This window comes from Apibacter muscae, from assembly GCF_007845595.1.
Lineage (GTDB): Bacteria > Bacteroidota > Bacteroidia > Flavobacteriales > Weeksellaceae > Apibacter > Apibacter muscae.
The window spans coordinates 91,107-112,582 of the sequence record NZ_SELI01000018.1 but is presented as its reverse complement, the minus strand read 5'-3'; the positions used below and the strand labels follow the sequence as shown (position 1 = coordinate 112,582).

The window sequence follows — 21,476 nt, the reverse complement described above, 5'->3', positions numbered from 1 at the left end:
TACAAAGTTACATAAGAATTTATAAATAAATTTCTTAAACGCCCTATATATTTATAAAAGAATTACGTAAATACAATTATCTGTTTATGAATTTAGGTGAAAGTAATCTTGTTTCTTTCAAGATATTTGTTTGTATCTTCAATAAAGGATAAAATTTCTTCTTGACCTATTTTTTTTTCTGCTGAGGTTTTAAAAATTGTGGGTACTTCTTCCCAAGTTTTTCTAAGTTCTTGCATATATTTTTTTAAATTGAATGCAAATTCTCTTTGGGAAACTTTGTCAATTTTAGTAAAAACTAAGGAAAACGGTATTTCTTTTTCTCCTAACCAATTAATAAATTCTAAATCATTTTCTAATGGTAAATGTCTAGCATCCACCAATATAAATACATTGACTAGATTTTTCCTATTTAAAATATATTTTTCAATCATTTTAGAAAAAATCTCCCTAGTCTTTTTAGATACTTTGGCATATCCATACCCAGGTAGGTCTGCTAGATACCAGCTATTATTAATGAGAAAATGATTAATTAATTGGGTTTTCCCAGGGGTTGAAGATGTTTTCGCTAAACCTTTTTTATTGGTTAACATATTAATAAGAGATGATTTACCTACATTTGAACGGCCTATAAATGCGTATTCTGGAAAATCAGGTTCTGGACACTCTTCTATCTTAGGACTACTTTTAATGAAATCTGCTGAATGTATGCTCACAATTTAATTTATTTGAATTATAATTCTCTACTTTTTAACCATTCGTAAAGAATACTATTAAATTCTTCAGGCTTTTCCATCATTGGTGAATGCCCACATTTATCTACCCAATATAACTTTGAATCAGGGATAAATTGATTAAATTCTTCTGCAACTTCAGGTGGGGTAACATTGTCTTGTTTTCCCCAAATTAAACAAGTGGGTATCTTAATATTTTTTAATTCTTCAGATAAGTTATTTTTCATTGCACTTCTTGCTATCTGAATTGTTTTTATAGCTTTTAATCTATCAGTTACAGTCTCATAAACTTCATCTACTAGCTCCTTAGTTGCTATGTCAGGATCGTAAAAAACATCTTGTGCCTTTTTTTTTATGTATTCGTAACTTCCTCTTTTTGGATATGAATCACCAAAACTTCTCTCGTATAGTCCAGAACTTCCTGTTAAAACAAGTGCTTTAACATATTGAGCTTTTTTTAAGGATGTAATTAGTCCTAAGTGACCGCCTAGTGAATTTCCTATTAGTATAGCCGGTTTATCCACTACTTTTTCAAGAAATTTTATTACATAGTTGGTCAATCCTGAAATATTCGTTTTTAACTGAGGCAATGTATACAGTGGTAATTGCAAAAAATAAACTTTGTAACCTTTTTGTGAAAAATATTCTATTTGATATTTAAAGTTACTTAATCCTCCCATTAATCCATGTAACAATACAATTGGACTTCCTTCTCCAACTTCTGTATATATAAATTTATTTTTTTTAGGAAGACTAAAAATCATATTAAGCTCATCTTATGCAATCATGCAAAAATACATCATTTTTACTAATATAATAGTATTATTTTATCCCACATTTTATAAAAAACATATCATAACTGATTTTCAGCTTATTAGACGCATTTTATCTATTTATTTGTATGTAACTTTAACGTATTAATTCGATACATTCTTTTTATTGAAATAATCTTGAAAATAGATTAAGATTTATATGTTTAATCGAATTATAAATTCATTTATAATAAGAAACACAAGGGAATAATTTCCCTTGTGTTTTTGTACTATGTTTTTTAAGAATTTAGTGGCTATGTCCAGATTCAATCTCTCCAGCCTTTAAATAATAAGTTCCAGCAGTGACAAGTTCTTGATTATTATCTAAATCTAACACTTCTACATATTCAGAATTCTCGACTCCTGTTTTAATTTCTTTTTTATCGAATTTAGATCCATTTTTAATAAAAATATATTTTTTTCCGTTTTCTTCAAACACTGCATCTCTAGGAATTGTCAGAAGTGGATGAGTTTTATTAATGATTGAGGCATTTACAAAACGTCCCTCATAGAAATCATTGGCAGGTAATTTTGTCTTAATATCTACATGTACCTGAATTGTATTATTTTCTGTGTTAGTAGCCCTTCCTATCAAATGGATTTCTCCTTTTAATGTATCTTTTATTTCTGGTAAACTAAATTCAACTTCTTGCCCTGCAAATAGTTGAGATGCGTATTTAGACGGCACATTTAGTTCCAAATGTAATTCGTCTTGATTTATAATCTTAAATAATTCATCTGCTGTTGAAATTTGCTTTCCTGGAGAAATTTCTTCGGCTTGTATAAATCCGTTTTGCGGACTAATTATTGGTAAAATTGGATTTATAGTTTTAGTTTTTATAATCGTTGAGGGTGAAAATCCCAAAACTTTTAATTCAGAATGCAAACTTTCATACTCAGCGGAGGATACTTGATAAAGTGCTAAGGCTTGTTCGTATGCTTTCTGACTTATAGCATCAGCAGCTAATAAAGATTTCTTCCGTTGGAAATCTTTTTGATTTAAAAGCATATTATAGTACGATTCAAGAAACTGTTTTTGCAAAGGAATGAAAGATGGATTTCTTAGTGTGGCTAAAACTTGTCCTTTTTTAACATACTCACCGGTAATGAAGTTTACTTTATCAATAAATCCATCTACTTGACTATGTACGGAGGACATATTTTGTGGTAAAGCATGTATAACTCCACTTACTGTTATTCGGGAATCAATAGATTTTAACTCGGGTTTCCCTATTTGTATATTATTTATTTTAATTTGTTCAGGAGTAATTTCTATTTCTGTATTTTCTTTTGTTACAGCTTCATGGTTTTCTTGCTTTTCTTTGCTGCAAGAAATAATAATTAAACTTAAAAATAGGGTTATATATATTCGTATATTCATTGCGTGATCAATTTAATTTTGTTGAGTTAAATATTTTATTTCTATAAGTACTTGATTGTAATCATGTATTAAGTCTAGATAGGTTAAGTGGGCTTCTACAGATGCTTTTAATAAGCTACAATATTGCAGATAATCAATTTCACCATATTTATATTTGGTAAGAGCTACCTTCCTCATTTTTATTAGTTCATTTAAATGATTCTCTCCTAAAGAAGCTATTTCTTTATTAAATAAATCTTCTTGTTCTTTTAACTGTTTAATCCTTAATTCTAAACTTCTTACTTTTTGTTCTTTATTATTTTCTATGAATTGATTTTCAATATATGATTGTTCTTTTAGTTTTTTATAGGAATTGTTAAATAGAGGTATATTGATCCCTACTACTCCAGAAAAATATGCAGATCTTTGGTCTATACTATGCATTATGGTTCCTACTGATAATTCTGGTAGTCTTTGTGATTTTCCAAGTATTACGGCTTGGTTATTAAATTGCATTGCTTGATCGAACTCTTGTGTAAATAATGGCTGTAAAGTACTTGATATGTAATCATTTTCTAATCTTGAAAAACTTTCAATTGGAATAATTTTATCTTTTAAATCTATTTTACATAAGTTGTACAATTGATTTTCAACGTTTAAGTATTCTTGTTCATTGCTGGTTATTCTTCTTATTATCTGATCTAACTCTACTTTAAAAAATTGTTTCTCCATATAATCGGTTTCTCCTTGTTGATACCTGAATTCTGCTCTTTTTAAGCCTGATTGGTATAAAGAATCCATTTTAAGTAGTAAATTCCTTTTCTCAATAGAGTATAACCATTGGTTATAGGTTTGTTCTACTTGTAGTTCTAAAGTATGTTTCTTTAATAAGAATAGGGAATTTAACCAGTTGATTTTTGAATCGGATAAGTTTTGTATACTCCTATAAGAGAATAAGTTTCCTAAATTTTGTTCTAATTCTACTTGATAATCTCCTTTTCTATCATTGTACTCTCCATAACCTGCAGTTATAGATGTATTTTGGACCGTATAGGCATATTTTTTTTCTAATTGCTCTTTTTCTATCTGCATACGATCTCCTTGGAGTTCCATATTTTCTGTTGAAACTCTTTGTAAAAGTTCAGGCAATGCTACTCTAGTTTGTCCCTGTATGGACATGATTCCTCCTAAGATGAATACTCCTAAGGTAGTATTTGTTTTATTTAAGAGTTTTTTAAAACTTTTATTCTCTACTATATAATAAATTGCTGGTACTATTAACAGGGTTAATAAAGTAGAGGTTACTAATCCTCCTATAACCACTGTTGCCAATGGGTGTTGTACTTCGGAACCATTTGAGGAGGATATAGCCATTGGGAAAAATCCTAAAGTAGCTACCATAGCCGTCATAAATACGGGACGTAAACGTGTAAGAGAACCTTGTATAATTAGATCTTTCAAAGAATTAAATTTACCCGATTTCTTTAAATCATTTAATTCTCCTACTAATACAATCCCATTTAAAACGGCTACTCCAAATAAGGCTATGAAGCCTACTCCGGCTGATATGCTAAAGGGGAGTCCTCTTGCCCATAAGGCTATAATCCCTCCTATGGAGGCTAAGGGCACCGCTGTAAAAATTATAAGGGCATCTTTTAAGCTTTTAAAAGCAATGTATAATAGAAAAATTATGGTTATAAGGGCTATAGGAATAACTATACTTAATCTTGCACTTGCTTGTTGCAAATTTTCAAATGCTCCACCGTATTGAATGCGGTAGCCTGGGGGTAATTTAATGTCTTTATCCAACTTTGTTTGGATGTTTTTTACTAAGGTGGCAACATCTACTCCTCTTACATTCACTCCTATATTAATTTTTCTTTGGGCTTGTTCTCTAGATATCATCATAGGACCTGATTCATAATTCATGGATGCTACTTCTGACAATGGAATGAGTATTCCTGTGGCTGATTTTACATAGATTTGATTTAGATTCAAATCTTTTCTATAGTTCTCATTTAATCTTAAGACTATATCAAATCTTTTTTCACCTTCAAGAACAACTCCGGCAGATTGACCTGCGATCGTCGATCGTATAATCTGATTTAAAGAATTAATATTTAGACCGTATTGTGCTATTTTTTCTCTATTGTAGCTAATATTCATTTGTTTTAATCCTTCCGTCTGTTCCACTTTCACATCTGCCGCTCCTTTTATGTCATGTATACTTTCTGCTGCTTTGTCTGCTATCTTTTTTAATTCTTCTGTATCTTCTCCAAATATTTTTATGACTACATCTGCCTTTGCCCCTGTCATCAACTCATTAAATCTTAGTTGTATAGGTTGGGAAAACTCAAAAGAAGCACCTAATATAACAGATAATTTTTCTTTCATTTTATTGACTAGTTCTTCTTGTGTAGTCGCTGATATCCAATCTTTTTTTTCTTTTAGAATTATCATTATATCAGCATCTTCAATACCCATGGGATCTGTTGGCACTTCGGCAGTTCCAATTTTAGAAACCACATGTAGTACTTCTGGGAAATTCTCTTTCAATATTTTTTCTGCTTTCGTTGTAGTTGCAATGCTTTCATCTAAGGAGCTTCCAGGTTGAATACTCATTTGCATTGCAATATCTCCTTCTTGTAAGGTTGGTACAAATTCTGACCCCATCTTCATGAATACAAAAACAAACATAAGCCATATAGCCACTACTAAACTCACTATTGTATAAGGTATTTTTAAAACTTTCTGTAAAACGGGTAAATACAACTTTTTCAGGAAATTCATTATTTTGTCTGCAAATGTTATTTTCTGTTTTATGTTTTTATTTATAAACATCGTTGTCATTACAGGAACATAGGTAAGGGAAAGTATAAATGCACCTAAAATTGCAAAACTTACGGCTAATGCCATAGGTCTAAACATTTTACCCTCTATACCTGTTAAAGTCATTATAGGAACAAATACTAAAATAATTATCATAATCCCAAAAGAAGCTGATTTATATATATCTCCTGCTGCTTTAGTAACTACTCCATCCATTTCTTTTTGGGTGAGTTTCTTACCTAAATAACTAGTGTACAATACATGTATAACACTTTCTATGATAATAATTGCTCCATCAACTACAATTCCAAAATCCATAGCTCCTAGCGATAGTAGATTTGCTGAAACTCCAAATAGATCCATCATTGCTAAAGCGAAAAGTAGGGACAATGGAATTACAGAAGCAACTATAAGCCCAGCTCTTAGATTACCTAAAAGTAGTATTAAAACAAAAATAACGATGAGTCCGCCTTCTATTAAGTTTTTGGTTACTGTAGATATAGTTTTATCGATTAGATTAGCTCTATCCAAATATTCATAAATATCTAATCCCTCCGGTAGGTTTTTTTCAATTTCTGTGACTCTTTGTTTTACATTTTGTACTGTTTTATAGGAATCAGCTCCTTTTAGCATTAGAGTTATACCTCCAACAACTTCTCCTTGACCATTCATAGTCATTGCTCCAAAACGTTGTGCCGAACCTATTTTTACTTGTGCTACATCGGATATTTTAATAGGAACCTTATTGTTTAGTGATATAACAATATTTTCAATATCTTGAAAGTTTTTTATCATCCCTTCGGTTCGGATATAAAATAGGTTATGTTTTTGTTGTATATAGCCAGAACCTGAATTTTGATTATTATTTTCTAAAGCTGTGTGAACTTCTTCCAATGTTAAATTATAGCTTTGTAAAGCTACTGGATCTATAGATATTTCATATTCTCTAATATTTCCTCCGAAACTTGATATTTCAATTATTCCTTCTACTCCATTTAGTTGACGTTTAATGATCCAATCTTGTATGGTACGTAATTTTTCTGTATTATATTGATTCTCATACCCTGGTTTTACCTTTAGTACATATTGATAAATTTCTCCTAATCCTGTTGTTATAGGCATTAATTCAGGATCTCCTAACCCATCAGGTATTTCTGATTTTGCAATATCTACTTGTTCTTTAACCAACTGCCTTGCTTGTAAAGTAGGTATATTTTCTTTAAAGACAACCGTTATTATGGAGAGTCCAAATCTAGATATGGAGCGTACTTCTGTTGTTCCTGGAATATTTCTTAATTGTGATTCTAATGGGAAAGTTATTAACTTTTCAACTTCTTGAGGTGCTAAAGTTGGTGAAGTGGTTACTATTTGCACTTGATTATTTGTAATATCGGGAGTTGCATCAATAGCAATATCTTTTACTGAGTAAACCCCACCTATCAATAAGGCGAGTGTTCCTACAATAATTAATAATTTATTATTTATAGAGAATTCTATAATTTTTTTAAACATAATTTTATTATTAGTATTATATAATTAGAATGGGTATATAAAAATTAGTATTATCTGCTAATATTGTCTCCACCATTAATCATGGCAGAAACAATTCCTTTATCCGTTGATTTTTCACCTATGAATATTCCAATCATATGAAAAACCAAGAAAATCAACATAAAATATAATGATAGTTGATGAATTGATTTTAATGATTGAGCATATTCTTTAGGTGCATTTTGAATTAATAAACCTGTAATAAGAGTTATTCCTAAACCTATATAAAAAATTAAATACACCAAAGACTGAAATTTCTTTTTTAGGGAATATTTTATTAGTGATGAGGTTCTAAACTTCCCTTTTTTAATAATTATATAAGTAATTCTTAATAAGTATAATCCTAGCAATACATATCCAATGTATACATGCCAATTAAACATATTTCCCCTAATGTTTTTTGCTATACTTACTGCTTCCTTTTGGGTAATTTTAATATTATTTTCTTGTAAATTATTGAATATAATAGTAGCCATTATATTTTTGTTCATCCAACCCAATCTAAGAAAAATAGTAATGAGTATAAAAATAATTGTGAGAGCCATAGACCAATGTAATAATCTATGTATTAATGAAAATTTATAATTATTCATTAGTGTTTATAATAAATTTGTTAACAATAAATAAAAATGAGATTACCTAGTTCCAGCTGAAAAAAGATAAGATAAAAATATTGTGTGGATTTATTATATAATAGGAGGCGCTCTTAATCTAAGATTTCTAGGATGACTTTGATGTGAAAATAATAGATTATAATCTGGGAAAATTGTTGATCTTTTTAATTCTTTAAATTGAAATCTTAAAAAATTTATTTCTGGAACCTCAAAGATTGAGATAGAATTTATTTGATATTTGTAATTAGAAATTTTAAAAGTTTCTAAATGCTTTTCACCTAAATTTACATGCTTTATTAAATCAGCGATCGCACCAATTAAGGAACTCTCATCTTTTTCCAATAAATCGTTATTATCAAATAAACATTCGTGAATTACTGTCTGTAATTTAGCTTTGTGCTGATGTGGAATAATCATATGTGCTACAACTATTAGTGTAGCTAAATACATAGATATTTTCCCCATAATTTTCATTGACGCAAAGTTAATTTATTTCCTATAAACTTAAGAGCTATTATTTAATTTAGAATTAATTTACACAATAGTTAAAATGCTTTTTTGTCTCCTGAAATTATATTAAAAAATGTTCTTATAATAATTATTATATCTAGCAAAAACGACCAATTTTTAACATAATATGCATCAGCTATTACTCTTTTATGAATATCTTCCTTAGTGGCTATCTCTCCTCTAAAACCTTTGGACTGTGCTAAGCCTGTAATACCTGGTTTTACATAATGTCTTAAACTATACTTCAATATAATATCGTTATAATGCTCATCTTGTATTACCATATGTGGCCTTGGACCTACCACGGACATATTTCCAATCAAAACATTTATAAATTGTGGGAATTCGTCTAGACTAGTCTTTCTTAATATTTTACCAAAGCGTGTAATTCGTATATCTCCTTTAACTGTTGCTTTAATATTGTTATCAACACTTTTTTTCATGGTTCTAAATTTAAAGCAATTAAATACTTTCCCTCTTAGCCCTACTCTTTTTTGAAGATAAAATACTGGACTCCCAGAATCTAGCAAAATTACCAATCCTATTAAAGGAAAAAGCCAACTTATAATAAATATTATAACAAAAAGTGAAAAAATAATATCAAATATTCTTTTTAAAAATTGATTCCAAAAGCTATCCAAAGGGAATTTTTTAAATGTTAATATGGGATATGTATCATAATACTCTAAATTCAAACTGCTATAGGAATCATAAATTTCACTAGGAATAAAACTTATTTCAATATGTAATTTTTGAGCTAAATAAACGAGATCTTCGTGAGTTTCCTTTGGTAATTGTCCATTTAAGGAAAAAAATATTGTTTGAATTTCATTATTAATAATATAATTTTTAAATTCTTTAAAAATATATTTATGCTTATTCTCTTTATTAATTATTTTTACCTTAAAAAGAAATTCCCCACAATTAAGAATTCCATAATGTTTTTTTTTGGTTAGTAAATTTATAAATGAATAGGTATTACTATTCTCATCTACAAAAACTACTTTTCTATTATTGCCTCCTAATTTTCTATAATACCTTATGCCGTAAAATAATAATATTTTAGTTGCGGTAGTCAATATAAAAAGTACTGTAATAAATTTTAAGGATAATTTATTAGAAAACAATTCATTGGACTTAAACCCTGATACTGCAAATACAATAATGCTAAACGATAAAATCTGATAAAAATTCTTTTTAATGATGGGTATCACTCCACTAAACCTACTGCCTATATATAATTTTACATTTACTGATATAAAATACCAACTAACTACAAATAATATTAAAACTTTATAATGAGCAGTGTATAAATAAGAAATTGACAAATACTTATGAAAATTTTCTAAATATTGTATTTTTATAAAAAATAATGATAAAAATGTTAATATCAGAATATCAAGGGCATACTGAAAAAAAATTAAATTTTCTGAACTCTTACTGCGCTTAATCATTTTTTGCTTTTATCGAAAAATTTCTGCTTTGAAATTTAAAAAGTAAACTATATATAAATACAAAAAAAAGTATTCCTTTTTGTCGGTTTAAGAATGACTCTGTAAAAAATAAGAAAATCATTAATAAAACAAAACTAAACAATATAATATTATAATTTTTTATGGATTTAATAAATGAAAAAACTAGTATAAAAGCTAATAAAAATAGCCCTATGATTCCCAATTCTATACTTGTTTGCATATATTGATTGTGGAAATTATAACTTAAATATTGCGGCACTGTATAATATAAATAATAATCATTTAAAAGCCCTTGAGCAGATGATAAACCTAAGCCTTGAAATCCAACATTATTATTTAAAAACATTTCAATACCCATTCTCAATTGTAAAAGTCTCAAATTAGTACCATTGAATTGATAATTATTAAAAAAATCTTTCGTTAATATTTCTTTAAAATTCGTATTACTTTCAACTAAGTATCTCTCTTTTAATGGTGAATCTATATAAACAAAAGCAGTGAAAATTACAACCATTGATAACAAACTTCCTACTATAATTTGCTTTTGCTTCTTATTTTTATTGAAAAATAACACAATCATTAATTGAATAAAAAATGTAGTGAAAATTATATTTTTTGATGATAATAGAATTAAATAGAATAATAAAATAAATACTAATATATAATCATAAAATTTTTTCTTTGAAACATTGATCATTGACAAAAGTGTAAATGAGGTGAAAGTAGATATATATATAGCGTTATTATTATACATAGATGTCAAATCATGATAAAAAAAGTGATTAATGTTTTGATCAGATATATATAATTGATAGGAATTGAATAAACAGATAATAAAATATATAGATAAACTAATGCTTAATGTTCTAAATATTACTATAATATTTTTATTACCTATTTTAGGGAACTGAGAAAAGAATATTGGAATTAATAAAAAACTTATAAGCTTTATAATTCCTTTAAAAGTTTGTTGATGATCAATAGTCCATACAACAGAACAAACTGTCCATAAAAAAAATATTATTAGAGGTAAGTAATTTTTATCAAATTTTATTGTTTTGTTTTTTACGCATTGAAATATGCTTGCAATACCAAATAGAATAAGCATAAAATTACTTAATGCAAAACCTGGAATAAAAGAACCTATAAACAATCCATAAAAAATTGCCAACATGAAATTTACATCTAACCTTCTTTTTATAAACATTGTTTTATATAATCTAAATATTGGTTGTTAATTATTTCCCACTTATAAAATTTCTCTATTTTTAGTTTATTATTTTCAATTTTTTTCTGATTATTTACTTTATGAACTAATGATACGATATTTGAAACTTCATCACTATTGGAGAAATAATAAGCATCGTCTTCCAGTATAGATTTATTAAAGATATTATTGTGAGCAATTATCAAGCAATTACTTGCCATAGCCTCTAATAAAGATGGATTTGTACCTCCAACTGAGTGCCCATGAAAATATAATTCTGAAAAATATCTTAAATTATTTAGTATTTCTATATCATATATTGCTCCTATAAATTCAATGTTTGAATACGAATGATACATATGATACAAATACTTTCCGAAATCTGTGTTCTTATAATTCCCTACAATTATTAATTTATTATTACTTTTAGACTTTATAATACCTTTAATAATTATTTCTATATTATTTTCAGGTTCCATTCTTGCAACCAACAAATTATATTGATTAGGTGATAATTGAAAAGCTTCTAGTTTTTTTACTTGGGGGATAGTAAATATTTCAGCTCCGTAAGCTATATATTTAGATTCTTTTCTGTATATTTTGCTTATATATTCTTTAATGCCTATAGAATCAGAAATTAAATAATCACTGTGTTTGATAGCTAATTTTTCTGCAAATTTTAAAAATTTTTGTACAGCTTTGGAATATTTACTCCTTTTCCATTCTAAACCATCCATGTTTGTGATTATTACAGACTTTTTAGGTAATAAAAAATACCAAATACTACTACTGGTATATCCTAATTGCAATATAACATCAAAATTCCTTTTTCGACTGTCCAAAATACAATTTAAATCATAAATAAATTGTCCTGCTGTACCTATTTTATTTTCTGGATCTTTACAATGAATAAGATTAACCCCTTTATATATTTTTTTCTTGTAAGGATGTAGGGAAGAATTATAAACATAAACCTCATAACCTTTAGAGGCTAAAAAAACTGAAAAAAATTCAGCAAATTGCTCAAATCCACCATGAAAATTAGGTACTCCTCTTGTGCCTAATATAGCTATTTTCATCAAATTAATTCATAAAGATAGTTATCAAACGGTAAATATAATGCATTATTACCTTTAGTTAACTATTAAAATTTATTAGAATAATTAAATAATAATATTAACTTTAACGTCAGAATTTTAATTTCAGATGACTTATAAAACTTTTTTCAACTGCATTCTTATAATACTAATATCATTAGTCTCCTGTAAAAATTTTAATGATCAATCTACAACTCATAACACCATTTCAAATAGTGGTTCTATACCTAAATTTCAAGTTATTATAGAAGGCGTATATAAGAAAAATGATTTTATAAAAGTTTATTATATAGATGAAAATGATTCTATTTTCTCAGAAAAATCAAGTAAAAGGAAAATTATTTTAGGGGATGACAAAATTCAAAAAATTATTTTTGAATTCCCAATAGGTATTAAGCCAAAAAATTTAATGTTATCAATGAGTAGCAACAATGAGCAAGATAAAATTTTTTTAAAGAATATTACTTTAAAGTATGGTAATGATTCAATTAGTGGAGATGGAGGTGATTTTCAAAATTATTTTTTTGTAAATGAATGTATGAAATTTAATGATTTGACATATTATTATGATCTTTATAATAAACAAAATCAATATAATCCTGTACTTACAGCTAACGATTCTTTAAAATTATTAATGAATAAATTATATCCTCCAAAAATATTAAAAAAATAAAAATTTCATCTTTCCCATTTAACATTACTTTTTATTAGTTTTATTGGTACTCCCCCATATATAGCGTTATTAGAGTTTAAAATTCCAGCAACTAAAGAATTTGATGCAATAACAATACCATCAGAAACTATACTACCTTTTAAGATTGTTGATCTACATCCTATCCATACATTATTACCTATTTTAATATCTTTATTTTCATTAATAATATTATTATCTATATCATAAATTTTATGAAAATCTGTATCTAAAAATAGTACTTCCCATGATAATAAACAATTTGAACCAAATTCAATCCTTCTATTACTTGCTACTAATGATGTTTCAGCAGAAATTGCAAAATTATCTCCAAACTCTATCTTACCTTTCTCTCCTACAGATATTTTAAAACCTTGACCAATAAAAGCTTTTCCTTTAAAAATAATTTTTCCTTTCACATCCCAAATTGATTTAGATCTCTTATGATCAAATATCCCGACAGCTTCATACCCTAACCGAATGCTTCTCATTTTAGGTTTAAAATCTAATACTATATTCCCTTTGGAATTTTTTAATTTTACATTTTTTGAAACAAATATTGGTAAAAAAATTGCTTGTTTATAAGTTAGATATTTAAAATTAAAATAAATTGTTTTAAAATTAAGCTCTTTAAAACCCTTTAATATATTTGAAATATTCATTTAATTCTAAAATTATTAATAATCACTTCTTTAAAGTTTGAACTTATATTTCTCCAATTGTATTTTTCCAATATAATATTTTTTATTTCTTCAAAAGGATAATATTCATCTTGCAAAATTTTTAATAATTTTTCTGCAAAATCTACGTTATTTTCAGGATTGAAATTATAAGAAAAAAAATTGAAATCTGACATTGCCGTTAAATTTGAGCATAATACTTTGCAACCATTAATAGCTGCCTCAATTGGCGGTATTCCAAATCCCTCGGCTAAAGATGGATACACAAAACATAATGACTGTTTATGAAAATTTTCTAATTCTTCTTCTTCAATATCGTGAATAAAAAACACCCTATTATTTAAATTTTTAGGAACTAATTTTAAAACTTCATCATAAGCATCTTTTTCAATTTTATCCGTATATCTTCCGATAAAGACTAAATCAATACCTTTTTCATACAGTTTAAGATTTAAGTATACTTTTAATAAGCCTAATTGATTTTTTCTACTTTCAAACCGACTAACATAGTGTATATAATTTCTTATATTATATTTAGCTTTAACATCATAAGTTATATTTTTCTTTGATGAAATAGACACACCGTTAGGTGTTACATGTATTTTGTTTAATTTAATATTGAATTTATTATATATATCTCTCTTGGAATATTCGGAGACCGTTAAAAGTACATCTGATTTAGTTGCTGAATAAGAAAATAGTTTTGTTCTTATAAATCTATAATACCATGGAAAATAAGATTTAAAATCCATAAATAATAAATCATGTATTGTATTTATATATTTACAATATTTAAATCCTAAAGGAACTATATATTGAAAGTGCGCGTAGTCATAATTTCCTGATTTTAAGATTTTGGGGTATTCTATAAATAATCGACTAAATGTTGATTTTGAATTTAGTTTAATGAATTTAAAATCTTGTGAAATAAATATTTTTTTTAAATTGCTAATATTATTTGAACATAAAGTTATCTCAAAATCATTGTAATGCACTAAATGATTATACAATCCTTTTATGTAGGTAGTAGTTCCTTGAAATGAATTTTCAAATACATGAGCATCAACTAAAATTTTAATTTTTTTCATAAATTAATGCGCATAAGCGATAAATATTAAATTAAATAATCCTGATTAAATCTACTCTAATAAACAATTTTTATATTTATTTTTGATAAAAACCTGTTTTCCAAGCAGAACTCCTAAGATAAATATAATTAAATCATTTTTCCCATATATTCCAGCAATTACAAAACTAGTTAATATAATGATTAAACCTATTCCTAATTGAAAGAAATATAAGTATTTATAATTAGTAAAAAATAATTTAAAATTTAAACAAATTATAATTATAAATATCAGATATAATGACAATCCTACCAATCCAGTTTTAAAATACACATAAGCATATCCATTATGTAATACTGGAATAAACTGTACTTTTTCTCCCCCTAAATATACTTTTAAATGAAGGTCAACTAAAGATCCAAATCCATTACCTAATAATTTATTATTTACTTGCTCTAAAGCACACTTTGTTTCATAGGCTCTCCAGTGCTTATATAATTGTTCTAGCGATTCATTATCAGCATCTGCATTCGCATAAAATACTTCATCTTTTGTATACTTTATTTTATCCATGAAAATTTCAATTCCTGAACTTTGGGATTTATCTGTAAGTTTATCTTTTACTAAAAAAAAATTAAAAGAAACCAATAATCCTACATAAAGAAAAGGTATTATTAAATAATAAATTTTCTTATAATTAATTTCTTTTAATGAAAATAAGACAAGAATAAACAAAATAAGTAGATTGATTCTTGAAAAATACAATAAAGTAGAAGTTAATAATATTATAGAATATAATATTCTAAATTTAGAACTAAAGGAGAAGATATTTTTTTCTTTTAATAATAGAAAATATATCCCAAAAACTTCAAGTATATAACCTCTACCTAAAGCATCCCTAATACTTTCTATATTTAATGGTAAACAAAAAAGGTAACTAGTAGATCTAATAATATGTATGACTGCAAAGATTAGAGCCATATATACGAAAATTTTAATTATTCTCTTTAAATCTATTTGTTGTACTACTATATAACCAAAAATAAAAAATATTATTGGTCTTATGAAGTAAAAAATATCTTTTATATAATCATATAAAGAATTATTTATCTTTAGTAGACCTATTGTAAGAATTAATATAAGTATGAATATAATAAAGAAAAAATTAAATTCAAATTTACTTTTATTAAAATAACATGCTATATAAAATGTTGACAATAATAAAATAACAATAATATATATATTTTGTAAAATAAATGAGAGTAAAAAAAGACCAACGATAAGAAGATATGTTAATTTATTTTTAAATGACTCTTCAAAAAAAAAATTCATATTTATATTTTAAGCAAATTTATAAAAATTTATAAATTTGTCTATGACTCTATCAATTATAATTGTTAATTACAACGGCATTAACTACCTAGAAGGATGTTTAAATTCAATTTTTAATAATTTGCAACTTATAGATTATGAAGTCATTATTATTGATAATAAATCAACTGACGATAGCGTTGAATTTATTAAAAAAAAATTTCCAAACGTTATATTAATTGAAAGTGACGATAACCTAGGTTTTGCTAAAGGAAACAATATAGCATCTAAAAATGCTAAAGGAAAATATTTACTACTTTTAAATAATGATACTATTTTAAATAGTAATCTTAATAATGAAATAGATATTCTTAATAAGAATAATTGGATTGGTGCTTTAGGAATTCAGATGCTTAACAAAAATTATGAATATACATGTTCCACTGGAAGATTCCCACGTTTTAATAATATTTATAAATTAAAAAATTTATACCTGAATCAAAAAGAAAATTTAAATAAAAATGAAATTTTCAAAGTTGACTGGATTGAGGGCTCTTTTATACTTATACCTCATCACGTATGGGCTAAAATTCAAGGTTTTACTGAAGATTATTTTATGTATGCAGAGGATATAGATATTTGTAAAAAAATCAAGAATTTAAATTATGAAATAGTATTCTATCCAAAATCTACTTATATCCACTTTGGAGGGTTTAATTCAGAAAGAAATAAATTACTAATCTCAAGCCTAAAAACTTATTGCGATAAAAATATGCCTATATTTGAACGATTTATTTCAAAAAAATTATTAAATTTGAATTTAATAATTAAAAAAATGAAAAATATACGCCATATTAATATAATATTACTTTCCTTTTTTTTTTATAAATTGCTCTCATGATGATTCAACAGACGACTATAATTATAAAGTTTTAATTATTGGGAATTCAATAACTAAACACGGCATTTGTTCTTATTGGTGGGGAGATTGGGGAATGGCTTCTTCTAGAAGGGATAAAGATTATGTACATATATTACAAAAATTGCTTTATCAACGTAAGGGAAAGTTTTTAACTATGAATGTTTCTGGTGATTCAAGTTGGGAAATTAATCTTAATAATTATGACAAATCTAATTTCAATCCATACTTAAAAGATGATATTGATTTAATTATAATCAGATTAGGAGAAAACGTATCAAATGATTCTAAAACAATGTCTCATTATGAATATGATTTTATTTCTTTGATTAAATATATAAAAGTAAAATCTCCTAATGCATTAATTATGGTAACTGGGAATTTTTGGAAAAATGATCTAAAAGATGAAAAACAAAAAAATGCAGCTCTTAAAGAAAATTGTATATGGGTTAGTTTAAGTCACCTAGACATTGATGAAAATAAAAGTACAATTAATACACAAGTCTTTGGAGATGATGGTAAGTTGCATACTATCATTGAAGGTGGAAGCATAGCTAATGGTGTTGCTGCGCATCCCAATGATTTAGGAATGCAAAGAATTGCTGAAACAATTTTTCAAGCAATACCTTTATAACAATTAGTATTACCTTAAATATTTAATAACTTTAGCTGGAACTCCCCCAATAACACAATCACAAGGAAATTCCTTATTCACAATTGCTCCGGCTGCGATAACACAATTATTACCTACTTTTGCTCCATCTAAAAAAGTCACCTTTGATCCAACCCAAATATTATTTCCTAAATTTATTCCCTTGGAAGTTACACCTTGATTTACTATATCTTTATTGGAATCAATGAAGATATGATTTTCGGAATGAAAACTTATATATTGCCCCATAATAACATTATTCCCAATATATACCCCTCCTGAAGCTCCAATATGGCAGAACTCGCCCATTGCGGAATTATTACCAATTTTAAATCCTCTACCATACTTTGATAAATGGCTAGTAACTGTTAAAATTGAATATGAACCTAATTTGCTAGATTCTCCAAATTGAATTTTTTCCTTAGCATATCCATCTATTTTACAATAGTTTTCTATAACAGTGCCTTTTCCAAAGTTAATATTAGATTTATTATTAATTGAAACATTTTTACCTAAAAAAATAATTTTTCTAGTTCTCAAAATACCCCTTAGCAACATTATCCCTCTATTATAAATTTCCTTTCTAATTCTACTTTTAGGGATTTCCGAATCTATCGTATACTTTTTTCCAAATTTTTTTAAAAGGTACTGTAACATTGATTTAAAACGTTAGTTTATTTAACTTTTTTAATAACCTATTCTTTTAATTTAATATACAATACGAATATATTCATAAATTTCGGTCTTTATAAAATTCTTTTAACATATTATTATCGATAATATTTTTCAACCCTTGCATAAGCGAAATGTATAATATGCAAACAGATCTAATCCCCTTTTTGTAAATGAAAATAGATTTCATACTTTCTTTAAAAAAATGATAAATTATCATTATTATATTGATTTTTTTTCTATTCCCGTATTTAAGAATATTTATTATAGAATTACGAAAACCTAATATAAAGAAATAGGGAATAATATCCTCACTTTTATACTTTTTAAAAAGAGATGGTTTGGATATATTTAGATTGTTTTTATATTCATCAAGTTTAAATGTCTTATCACTATACTTTTTATGATATATACAAGCATTTTTAACAAGTATTATTTTTAATTGATGCTGTTTTATTCTTAAAGAATACTCAACGTCATCATTAAACATAAAATAATCTTTATTAGGAAAGCCTATTTTATTAATAATATCCTTTCGAATCAGCATACCTATAAAAGAGGTAAAATCAATAGGAATTATATTATTTTCATTAGATAATATTTCAGAATTTTCAATAGGTTTATGAAAAAAAGGAAAATTGATTTTATCTAAATTAATCCTACCTCTATGTAGATTATTTATTTTATTACCTTCAATTACTAATGGTGCAATAACATCTGCTTGCTGATTGTATTTAATTAACGTGCTTAAACAATTTTTTTCTGGAAAAGCATCGTCATCCATTAGCCAAATCCAATCATAATTAGAATTAAATGTTTCTTTAATTCCTCTATAATAACCTCCAGCACCTCCTTCATTCGATTGGTTTATAACAGATACACCATCTAATTCTGAAAGCCAACTATTTGTTAAATCAGTGCTTCCATTATTTATTATAAGTATATCAGTTTTATAGGTTTGATCTTTTAAATTTTTAATACATTTTTTCAGTAATTCCAATCTATTGTATGTTACAACTACTGTAATTACTTTAATCATAATTATTTCTCATATTAATTAAGCTCTTATTAATTATTATAATAATTGTAAAATTTAAATAAATTCATTTAATTAATATAAATTCATTCTAATTTAAAGAATAATCATTTTTTTAAAAAATTATATTTTCACTTCTGTTGTTTGAATATTAATTCTATATCTTTAATGAATACATCTTTTTCCTCAAATATTTTTTTCTTATATAACTTAAAATCATCAATGATAGAATCGTAATTATCAATAATTGATTGAATTTTATTTATAATGACTGATAAATTTTTATCTTTTATCTTATAATTTTTATCTATAGGTAAATCTTCATAGAAATTAGCAGAACCTCTTCTATTTGTTAAAATCGCACAACCATTTATGGCTGCCTCCCTTGGTATTCTATCTTTCCCAGGATGGTTTCCAAAATCTATATATAACTTACTTGTTTTAAAATGCTTAACTAACTCAGAGGGTGTCAATCCTTTTAATGGGACCCACTCTATATGTGGCATTTTTTTTATTATTTTTTTTGTAAACCTTAATCCTTTTGCTGGATTATATAGTACTTTATTCTCTCTATCTATAATTATATCATTATCAGATCTAATAAATTCTGTATTTATATAATCTGAGAGAGAGATAACATTTGGAAAATTATTTTTTAATAAAAAATAATTTGCATATATAGATTGATAGCAATTAAAGTTTGCTCTATCTTTAATATTACTAATTGAAACTGTGAATAATTTTTGTTTAGTAAAAAGCTTTTTATAAATTTTTTTTAATATTAGAAATAATCCCTCATTAAATCTCCATCTTATTAAATCTAAATAATTAGCTGAACTTTTAAAATAATTGTCTACACTTAGCCACCAAAACATTAACTGAACATTATTAAATTTCAAAGATATATCGAATAAAATTTCAGGTAAAATTACTACATTTTTTTGTGTATCACCAATTAAACACGTACTAATTACATTATACTTTAAAAATGCTTCTGGAACATTTGTATTTATCGGTTGATGATATTTAGCATCTATATAAACAATATAAGCTTTTAGCTCTAATTTATTTAAATAATCAACCAGCTGATGCAATAACTCTGTGCCACCTGTAACAATGTTTTCAGGGCAATAAACATAAATTTGAGTTTCTGAATCTATTTTAATCATTCTTAACAATATTTAAAGCTTCTTGAATTACTTGATCCATATTTAGGTATCTATAAGTTGCTAATCTTCCTAGAAATGTATATTTCTTTAATTTATTAACTTCTCTTTGATATAATTCTAACTTTTCTAAATCTTCTTCCAATCTTTTAGGATAGTAGGGTTCATCATTTTCATTAGTTTCCTTACTGAATTCTTTAAAATAGACTGTTTTCTCATGTTTTTCCCATGGAGTAAAATGCTTATGCTCATGAACTCTTGTATAGGGTACATTTTCTTCTGCATAATTTATAACTGCATTTCCTTGAAAATCTCCAATTTCTTCTCCTCTTTCAAAATATACGGTACGATAACCTAACCTGCCGTATTTGTAATTAAAAAATGCATCTATAGGACCTGTATAATAAATATGCTCAAAATTATCTATATTAAAACTTTCATTAAACTTTGTTTGTAATTTTATTTCTATATTAGGATGTGACAACATTTTTCTAAAAATTTCTGTATATCCGTTTCTAGGTATTCCTTGATAAATATTGGAATAATAATTATCTTCATAGCTAAATCTTACTGGTAATCGCTTTAGTATAGAAGCAGGAAGGTCTTTAGGTTTACAACCCCATTGTTTTTTTGTATACCCGTAAAAAAAGGCTTGGTAAAGATCTTTACCGATAAATTTTAATGCTTGCTCTTCAAAATTCTCAGGCTCGGATATAGATTTGTCTGCTTGTTTTTCAATAAATTCTTCTGCCTCTTTAGGATTAAAATTCTTATTGAAAAATTGATTGATCGTATGTAAATTAATAGGCATTGAAAATATTTGACCATCATAAACAGTTTTAACTCTGTTAATAAATGGAATCATGTCACAAAAATTTGTTATATATTCCCAAACTTCTTGATTAGACGTATTAAAAATGTGTGGTCCATATTTGTGAACCATTACATTTGTATTCGGATCTCTTTCACTATAGCAGTTTCCACCTATATGAGACCTTTCATCAATAATCAAAACTTTACAATTTTCATTTTTTGTTAATTGTTCTGCTACAACAGCTCCTGAAAAACCACATCCAACAATTAAATATTTTTTCAT

The 21,476-nt window shown here is 26.1% G+C and carries 19 protein-coding genes; 3 read left to right on the top strand and 16 right to left on the bottom strand.

What is annotated here, in order from left to right; all coding sequences use genetic code 11:
• Window positions 1–92: 92 nt before the first annotated feature.
• From yihA to ETU10_RS05835, 9 genes are all read right to left on the bottom strand, one after another.
• On the bottom strand, window positions 93–713 hold the full coding sequence (yihA, locus tag ETU10_RS05875) for a ribosome biogenesis GTP-binding protein YihA/YsxC (RefSeq protein ID WP_146310615.1): 621 nt from the start codon (window positions 711–713) through the stop codon (window positions 93–95).
• A gap of 17 nt (window positions 714–730) precedes the next feature.
• Window positions 731–1,495 (bottom strand): alpha/beta fold hydrolase, encoded by a 765-nt coding sequence (locus ETU10_RS05870; RefSeq protein ID WP_146261839.1) that lies wholly within the window; start codon window positions 1,493–1,495, stop codon window positions 731–733.
• A gap of 295 nt (window positions 1,496–1,790) precedes the next feature.
• The gene (locus ETU10_RS05865) at window positions 1,791–2,924 is read right to left on the bottom strand and encodes an efflux RND transporter periplasmic adaptor subunit (protein WP_146261840.1); all 1,134 of its coding nucleotides are present in this window, start codon (window positions 2,922–2,924) and stop codon (window positions 1,791–1,793) included.
• A 12-nt stretch (window positions 2,925–2,936) separates the two neighbouring features.
• Window positions 2,937–7,244, bottom strand: a complete 4,308-nt coding sequence (locus tag ETU10_RS05860; protein WP_146310613.1) for a CusA/CzcA family heavy metal efflux RND transporter — start codon at window positions 7,242–7,244, stop codon at window positions 2,937–2,939.
• A 50-nt stretch (window positions 7,245–7,294) separates the two neighbouring features.
• The gene (locus ETU10_RS05855; RefSeq protein WP_146261842.1) at window positions 7,295–7,876 is read right to left on the bottom strand and encodes a cytochrome b/b6 domain-containing protein; all 582 of its coding nucleotides are present in this window, start codon (window positions 7,874–7,876) and stop codon (window positions 7,295–7,297) included.
• A gap of 93 nt (window positions 7,877–7,969) precedes the next feature.
• Window positions 7,970–8,362, bottom strand: coding sequence for a hypothetical protein (locus ETU10_RS05850; RefSeq protein WP_146310611.1), 393 nt, complete (start codon window positions 8,360–8,362; stop codon window positions 7,970–7,972).
• Between the two features lie 80 nt (window positions 8,363–8,442).
• Window positions 8,443–9,861 carry an exopolysaccharide biosynthesis polyprenyl glycosylphosphotransferase gene (locus ETU10_RS05845; RefSeq protein ID WP_146310609.1) on the bottom strand — a complete coding sequence of 473 codons (1,419 nt, stop codon included), beginning with the start codon at window positions 9,859–9,861 and terminating at the stop codon, window positions 8,443–8,445.
• A complete protein-coding gene (locus ETU10_RS05840) occupies window positions 9,854–11,089 on the bottom strand; it encodes an O-antigen ligase family protein (RefSeq protein WP_146310607.1) in 1,236 nt (411 codons plus the stop codon). Before ETU10_RS05840 ends, ETU10_RS05845 begins: the two co-directional genes overlap by 8 nt.
• On the bottom strand, window positions 11,080–12,168 hold the full coding sequence (locus tag ETU10_RS05835) for a DUF1972 domain-containing protein (RefSeq protein WP_146310605.1): 1,089 nt from the start codon (window positions 12,166–12,168) through the stop codon (window positions 11,080–11,082). Before ETU10_RS05835 ends, ETU10_RS05840 begins: the two co-directional genes overlap by 10 nt.
• Window positions 12,169–12,295: 127 nt before the next feature.
• On the opposite strand from ETU10_RS05835, the gene ETU10_RS05830 reads away from it, so the two are divergent.
• Entirely contained in the window at window positions 12,296–12,859 is a 564-nt protein-coding gene (locus tag ETU10_RS05830; RefSeq protein WP_146310602.1) for a hypothetical protein, read from the top strand.
• A gap of 5 nt (window positions 12,860–12,864) precedes the next feature.
• Here the strand turns inward: ETU10_RS05830 and ETU10_RS05825 are convergent, their stop codons facing one another.
• The 3 genes from ETU10_RS05825 to ETU10_RS05815 are packed head-to-tail and all read right to left on the bottom strand — an operon-like array spanning window position 12,865 to window position 15,605.
• Entirely contained in the window at window positions 12,865–13,539 is a 675-nt protein-coding gene (locus ETU10_RS05825) for an acyltransferase (RefSeq protein WP_146310600.1), read from the bottom strand.
• Complete coding sequence (locus ETU10_RS05820) at window positions 13,536–14,645, bottom strand: glycosyltransferase family 4 protein (protein ID WP_146310598.1); 1,110 nt, start codon at window positions 14,643–14,645, stop codon at window positions 13,536–13,538. Before ETU10_RS05820 ends, ETU10_RS05825 begins: the two co-directional genes overlap by 4 nt.
• A 51-nt stretch (window positions 14,646–14,696) precedes the next feature.
• Window positions 14,697–15,605 (bottom strand): O-antigen ligase family protein, encoded by a 909-nt coding sequence (locus ETU10_RS05815; RefSeq protein WP_146310596.1) that lies wholly within the window; start codon window positions 15,603–15,605, stop codon window positions 14,697–14,699.
• 394 nt (window positions 15,606–15,999) lie between these two features.
• Here ETU10_RS05815 and ETU10_RS05810 point away from each other — a divergent pair, with 394 nt between their 5' ends.
• Both ETU10_RS05810 and ETU10_RS05805 read left to right on the top strand, forming a co-directional pair.
• Entirely contained in the window at window positions 16,000–16,836 is an 837-nt protein-coding gene (locus ETU10_RS05810; RefSeq protein ID WP_146310594.1) for a glycosyltransferase family 2 protein, read from the top strand.
• Window positions 16,837–16,930: 94 nt separating this feature from the next.
• Window positions 16,931–17,488, top strand: coding sequence for an SGNH/GDSL hydrolase family protein (locus tag ETU10_RS05805; protein WP_246118425.1), 558 nt, complete (start codon window positions 16,931–16,933; stop codon window positions 17,486–17,488).
• 9 nt (window positions 17,489–17,497) lie between these two features.
• Here the strand turns inward: ETU10_RS05805 and ETU10_RS05800 are convergent, their stop codons facing one another.
• The 4 genes from ETU10_RS05800 to glf all read right to left on the bottom strand — a co-directional run bounded on the left by ETU10_RS05800 (window position 17,498) and on the right by glf (window position 21,476).
• A complete protein-coding gene (locus ETU10_RS05800; RefSeq protein WP_146310590.1) occupies window positions 17,498–18,163 on the bottom strand; it encodes an acyltransferase in 666 nt (221 codons plus the stop codon).
• Between the two features lie 73 nt (window positions 18,164–18,236).
• Window positions 18,237–19,217 carry a glycosyltransferase gene (locus tag ETU10_RS05795; RefSeq protein WP_146310588.1) on the bottom strand — a complete coding sequence of 327 codons (981 nt, stop codon included), beginning with the start codon at window positions 19,215–19,217 and terminating at the stop codon, window positions 18,237–18,239.
• 128 nt (window positions 19,218–19,345) lie between these two features.
• The gene (locus ETU10_RS05790; protein ID WP_146310586.1) at window positions 19,346–20,383 is read right to left on the bottom strand and encodes a hypothetical protein; all 1,038 of its coding nucleotides are present in this window, start codon (window positions 20,381–20,383) and stop codon (window positions 19,346–19,348) included.
• Complete coding sequence (gene glf / locus ETU10_RS05785) at window positions 20,376–21,476, bottom strand: UDP-galactopyranose mutase (protein WP_146310585.1); 1,101 nt, start codon at window positions 21,474–21,476, stop codon at window positions 20,376–20,378. Before glf ends, ETU10_RS05790 begins: the two co-directional genes overlap by 8 nt.

Coding starts and splice junctions, on each gene's coding strand:
- ETU10_RS05840 (WP_146310607.1), bottom strand. CDS start 11,089: ATGTTTATAAAAAGAAGGTTAGATGTAAATTTCATGTTGGCAATTTTT.
- ETU10_RS05835 (WP_146310605.1), bottom strand. CDS start 12,168: ATGAAAATAGCTATATTAGGCACAAGAGGAGTACCTAATTTTCATGGT.
- ETU10_RS05805 (WP_246118425.1), top strand. CDS start 16,931: ATGGCTTCTTCTAGAAGGGATAAAGATTATGTACATATATTACAAAAA.
- ETU10_RS05860 (WP_146310613.1), bottom strand. CDS start 7,244: ATGTTTAAAAAAATTATAGAATTCTCTATAAATAATAAATTATTAATT.
- ETU10_RS05810 (WP_146310594.1), top strand. CDS start 16,000: ATGACTCTATCAATTATAATTGTTAATTACAACGGCATTAACTACCTA.
- ETU10_RS05790 (WP_146310586.1), bottom strand. CDS start 20,383: ATGATTAAAATAGATTCAGAAACTCAAATTTATGTTTATTGCCCTGAA.
- ETU10_RS05845 (WP_146310609.1), bottom strand. CDS start 9,861: ATGATTAAGCGCAGTAAGAGTTCAGAAAATTTAATTTTTTTTCAGTAT.
- ETU10_RS05795 (WP_146310588.1), bottom strand. CDS start 19,217: ATGATTAAAGTAATTACAGTAGTTGTAACATACAATAGATTGGAATTA.
- glf (WP_146310585.1), bottom strand. CDS start 21,476: ATGAAAAAATATTTAATTGTTGGATGTGGTTTTTCAGGAGCTGTTGTA.
- ETU10_RS05830 (WP_146310602.1), top strand. CDS start 12,296: ATGACTTATAAAACTTTTTTCAACTGCATTCTTATAATACTAATATCA.
- ETU10_RS05865 (WP_146261840.1), bottom strand. CDS start 2,924: ATGAATATACGAATATATATAACCCTATTTTTAAGTTTAATTATTATT.
- ETU10_RS05820 (WP_146310598.1), bottom strand. CDS start 14,645: ATGAAAAAAATTAAAATTTTAGTTGATGCTCATGTATTTGAAAATTCA.
- ETU10_RS05815 (WP_146310596.1), bottom strand. CDS start 15,605: ATGGCTCTAATCTTTGCAGTCATACATATTATTAGATCTACTAGTTAC.
- ETU10_RS05800 (WP_146310590.1), bottom strand. CDS start 18,163: ATGTTACAGTACCTTTTAAAAAAATTTGGAAAAAAGTATACGATAGAT.
- ETU10_RS05825 (WP_146310600.1), bottom strand. CDS start 13,539: ATGAATATTTCAAATATATTAAAGGGTTTTAAAGAGCTTAATTTTAAA.
- ETU10_RS05855 (WP_146261842.1), bottom strand. CDS start 7,876: ATGAATAATTATAAATTTTCATTAATACATAGATTATTACATTGGTCT.
- ETU10_RS05850 (WP_146310611.1), bottom strand. CDS start 8,362: ATGGGGAAAATATCTATGTATTTAGCTACACTAATAGTTGTAGCACAT.
- ETU10_RS05870 (WP_146261839.1), bottom strand. CDS start 1,495: ATGATTTTTAGTCTTCCTAAAAAAAATAAATTTATATATACAGAAGTT.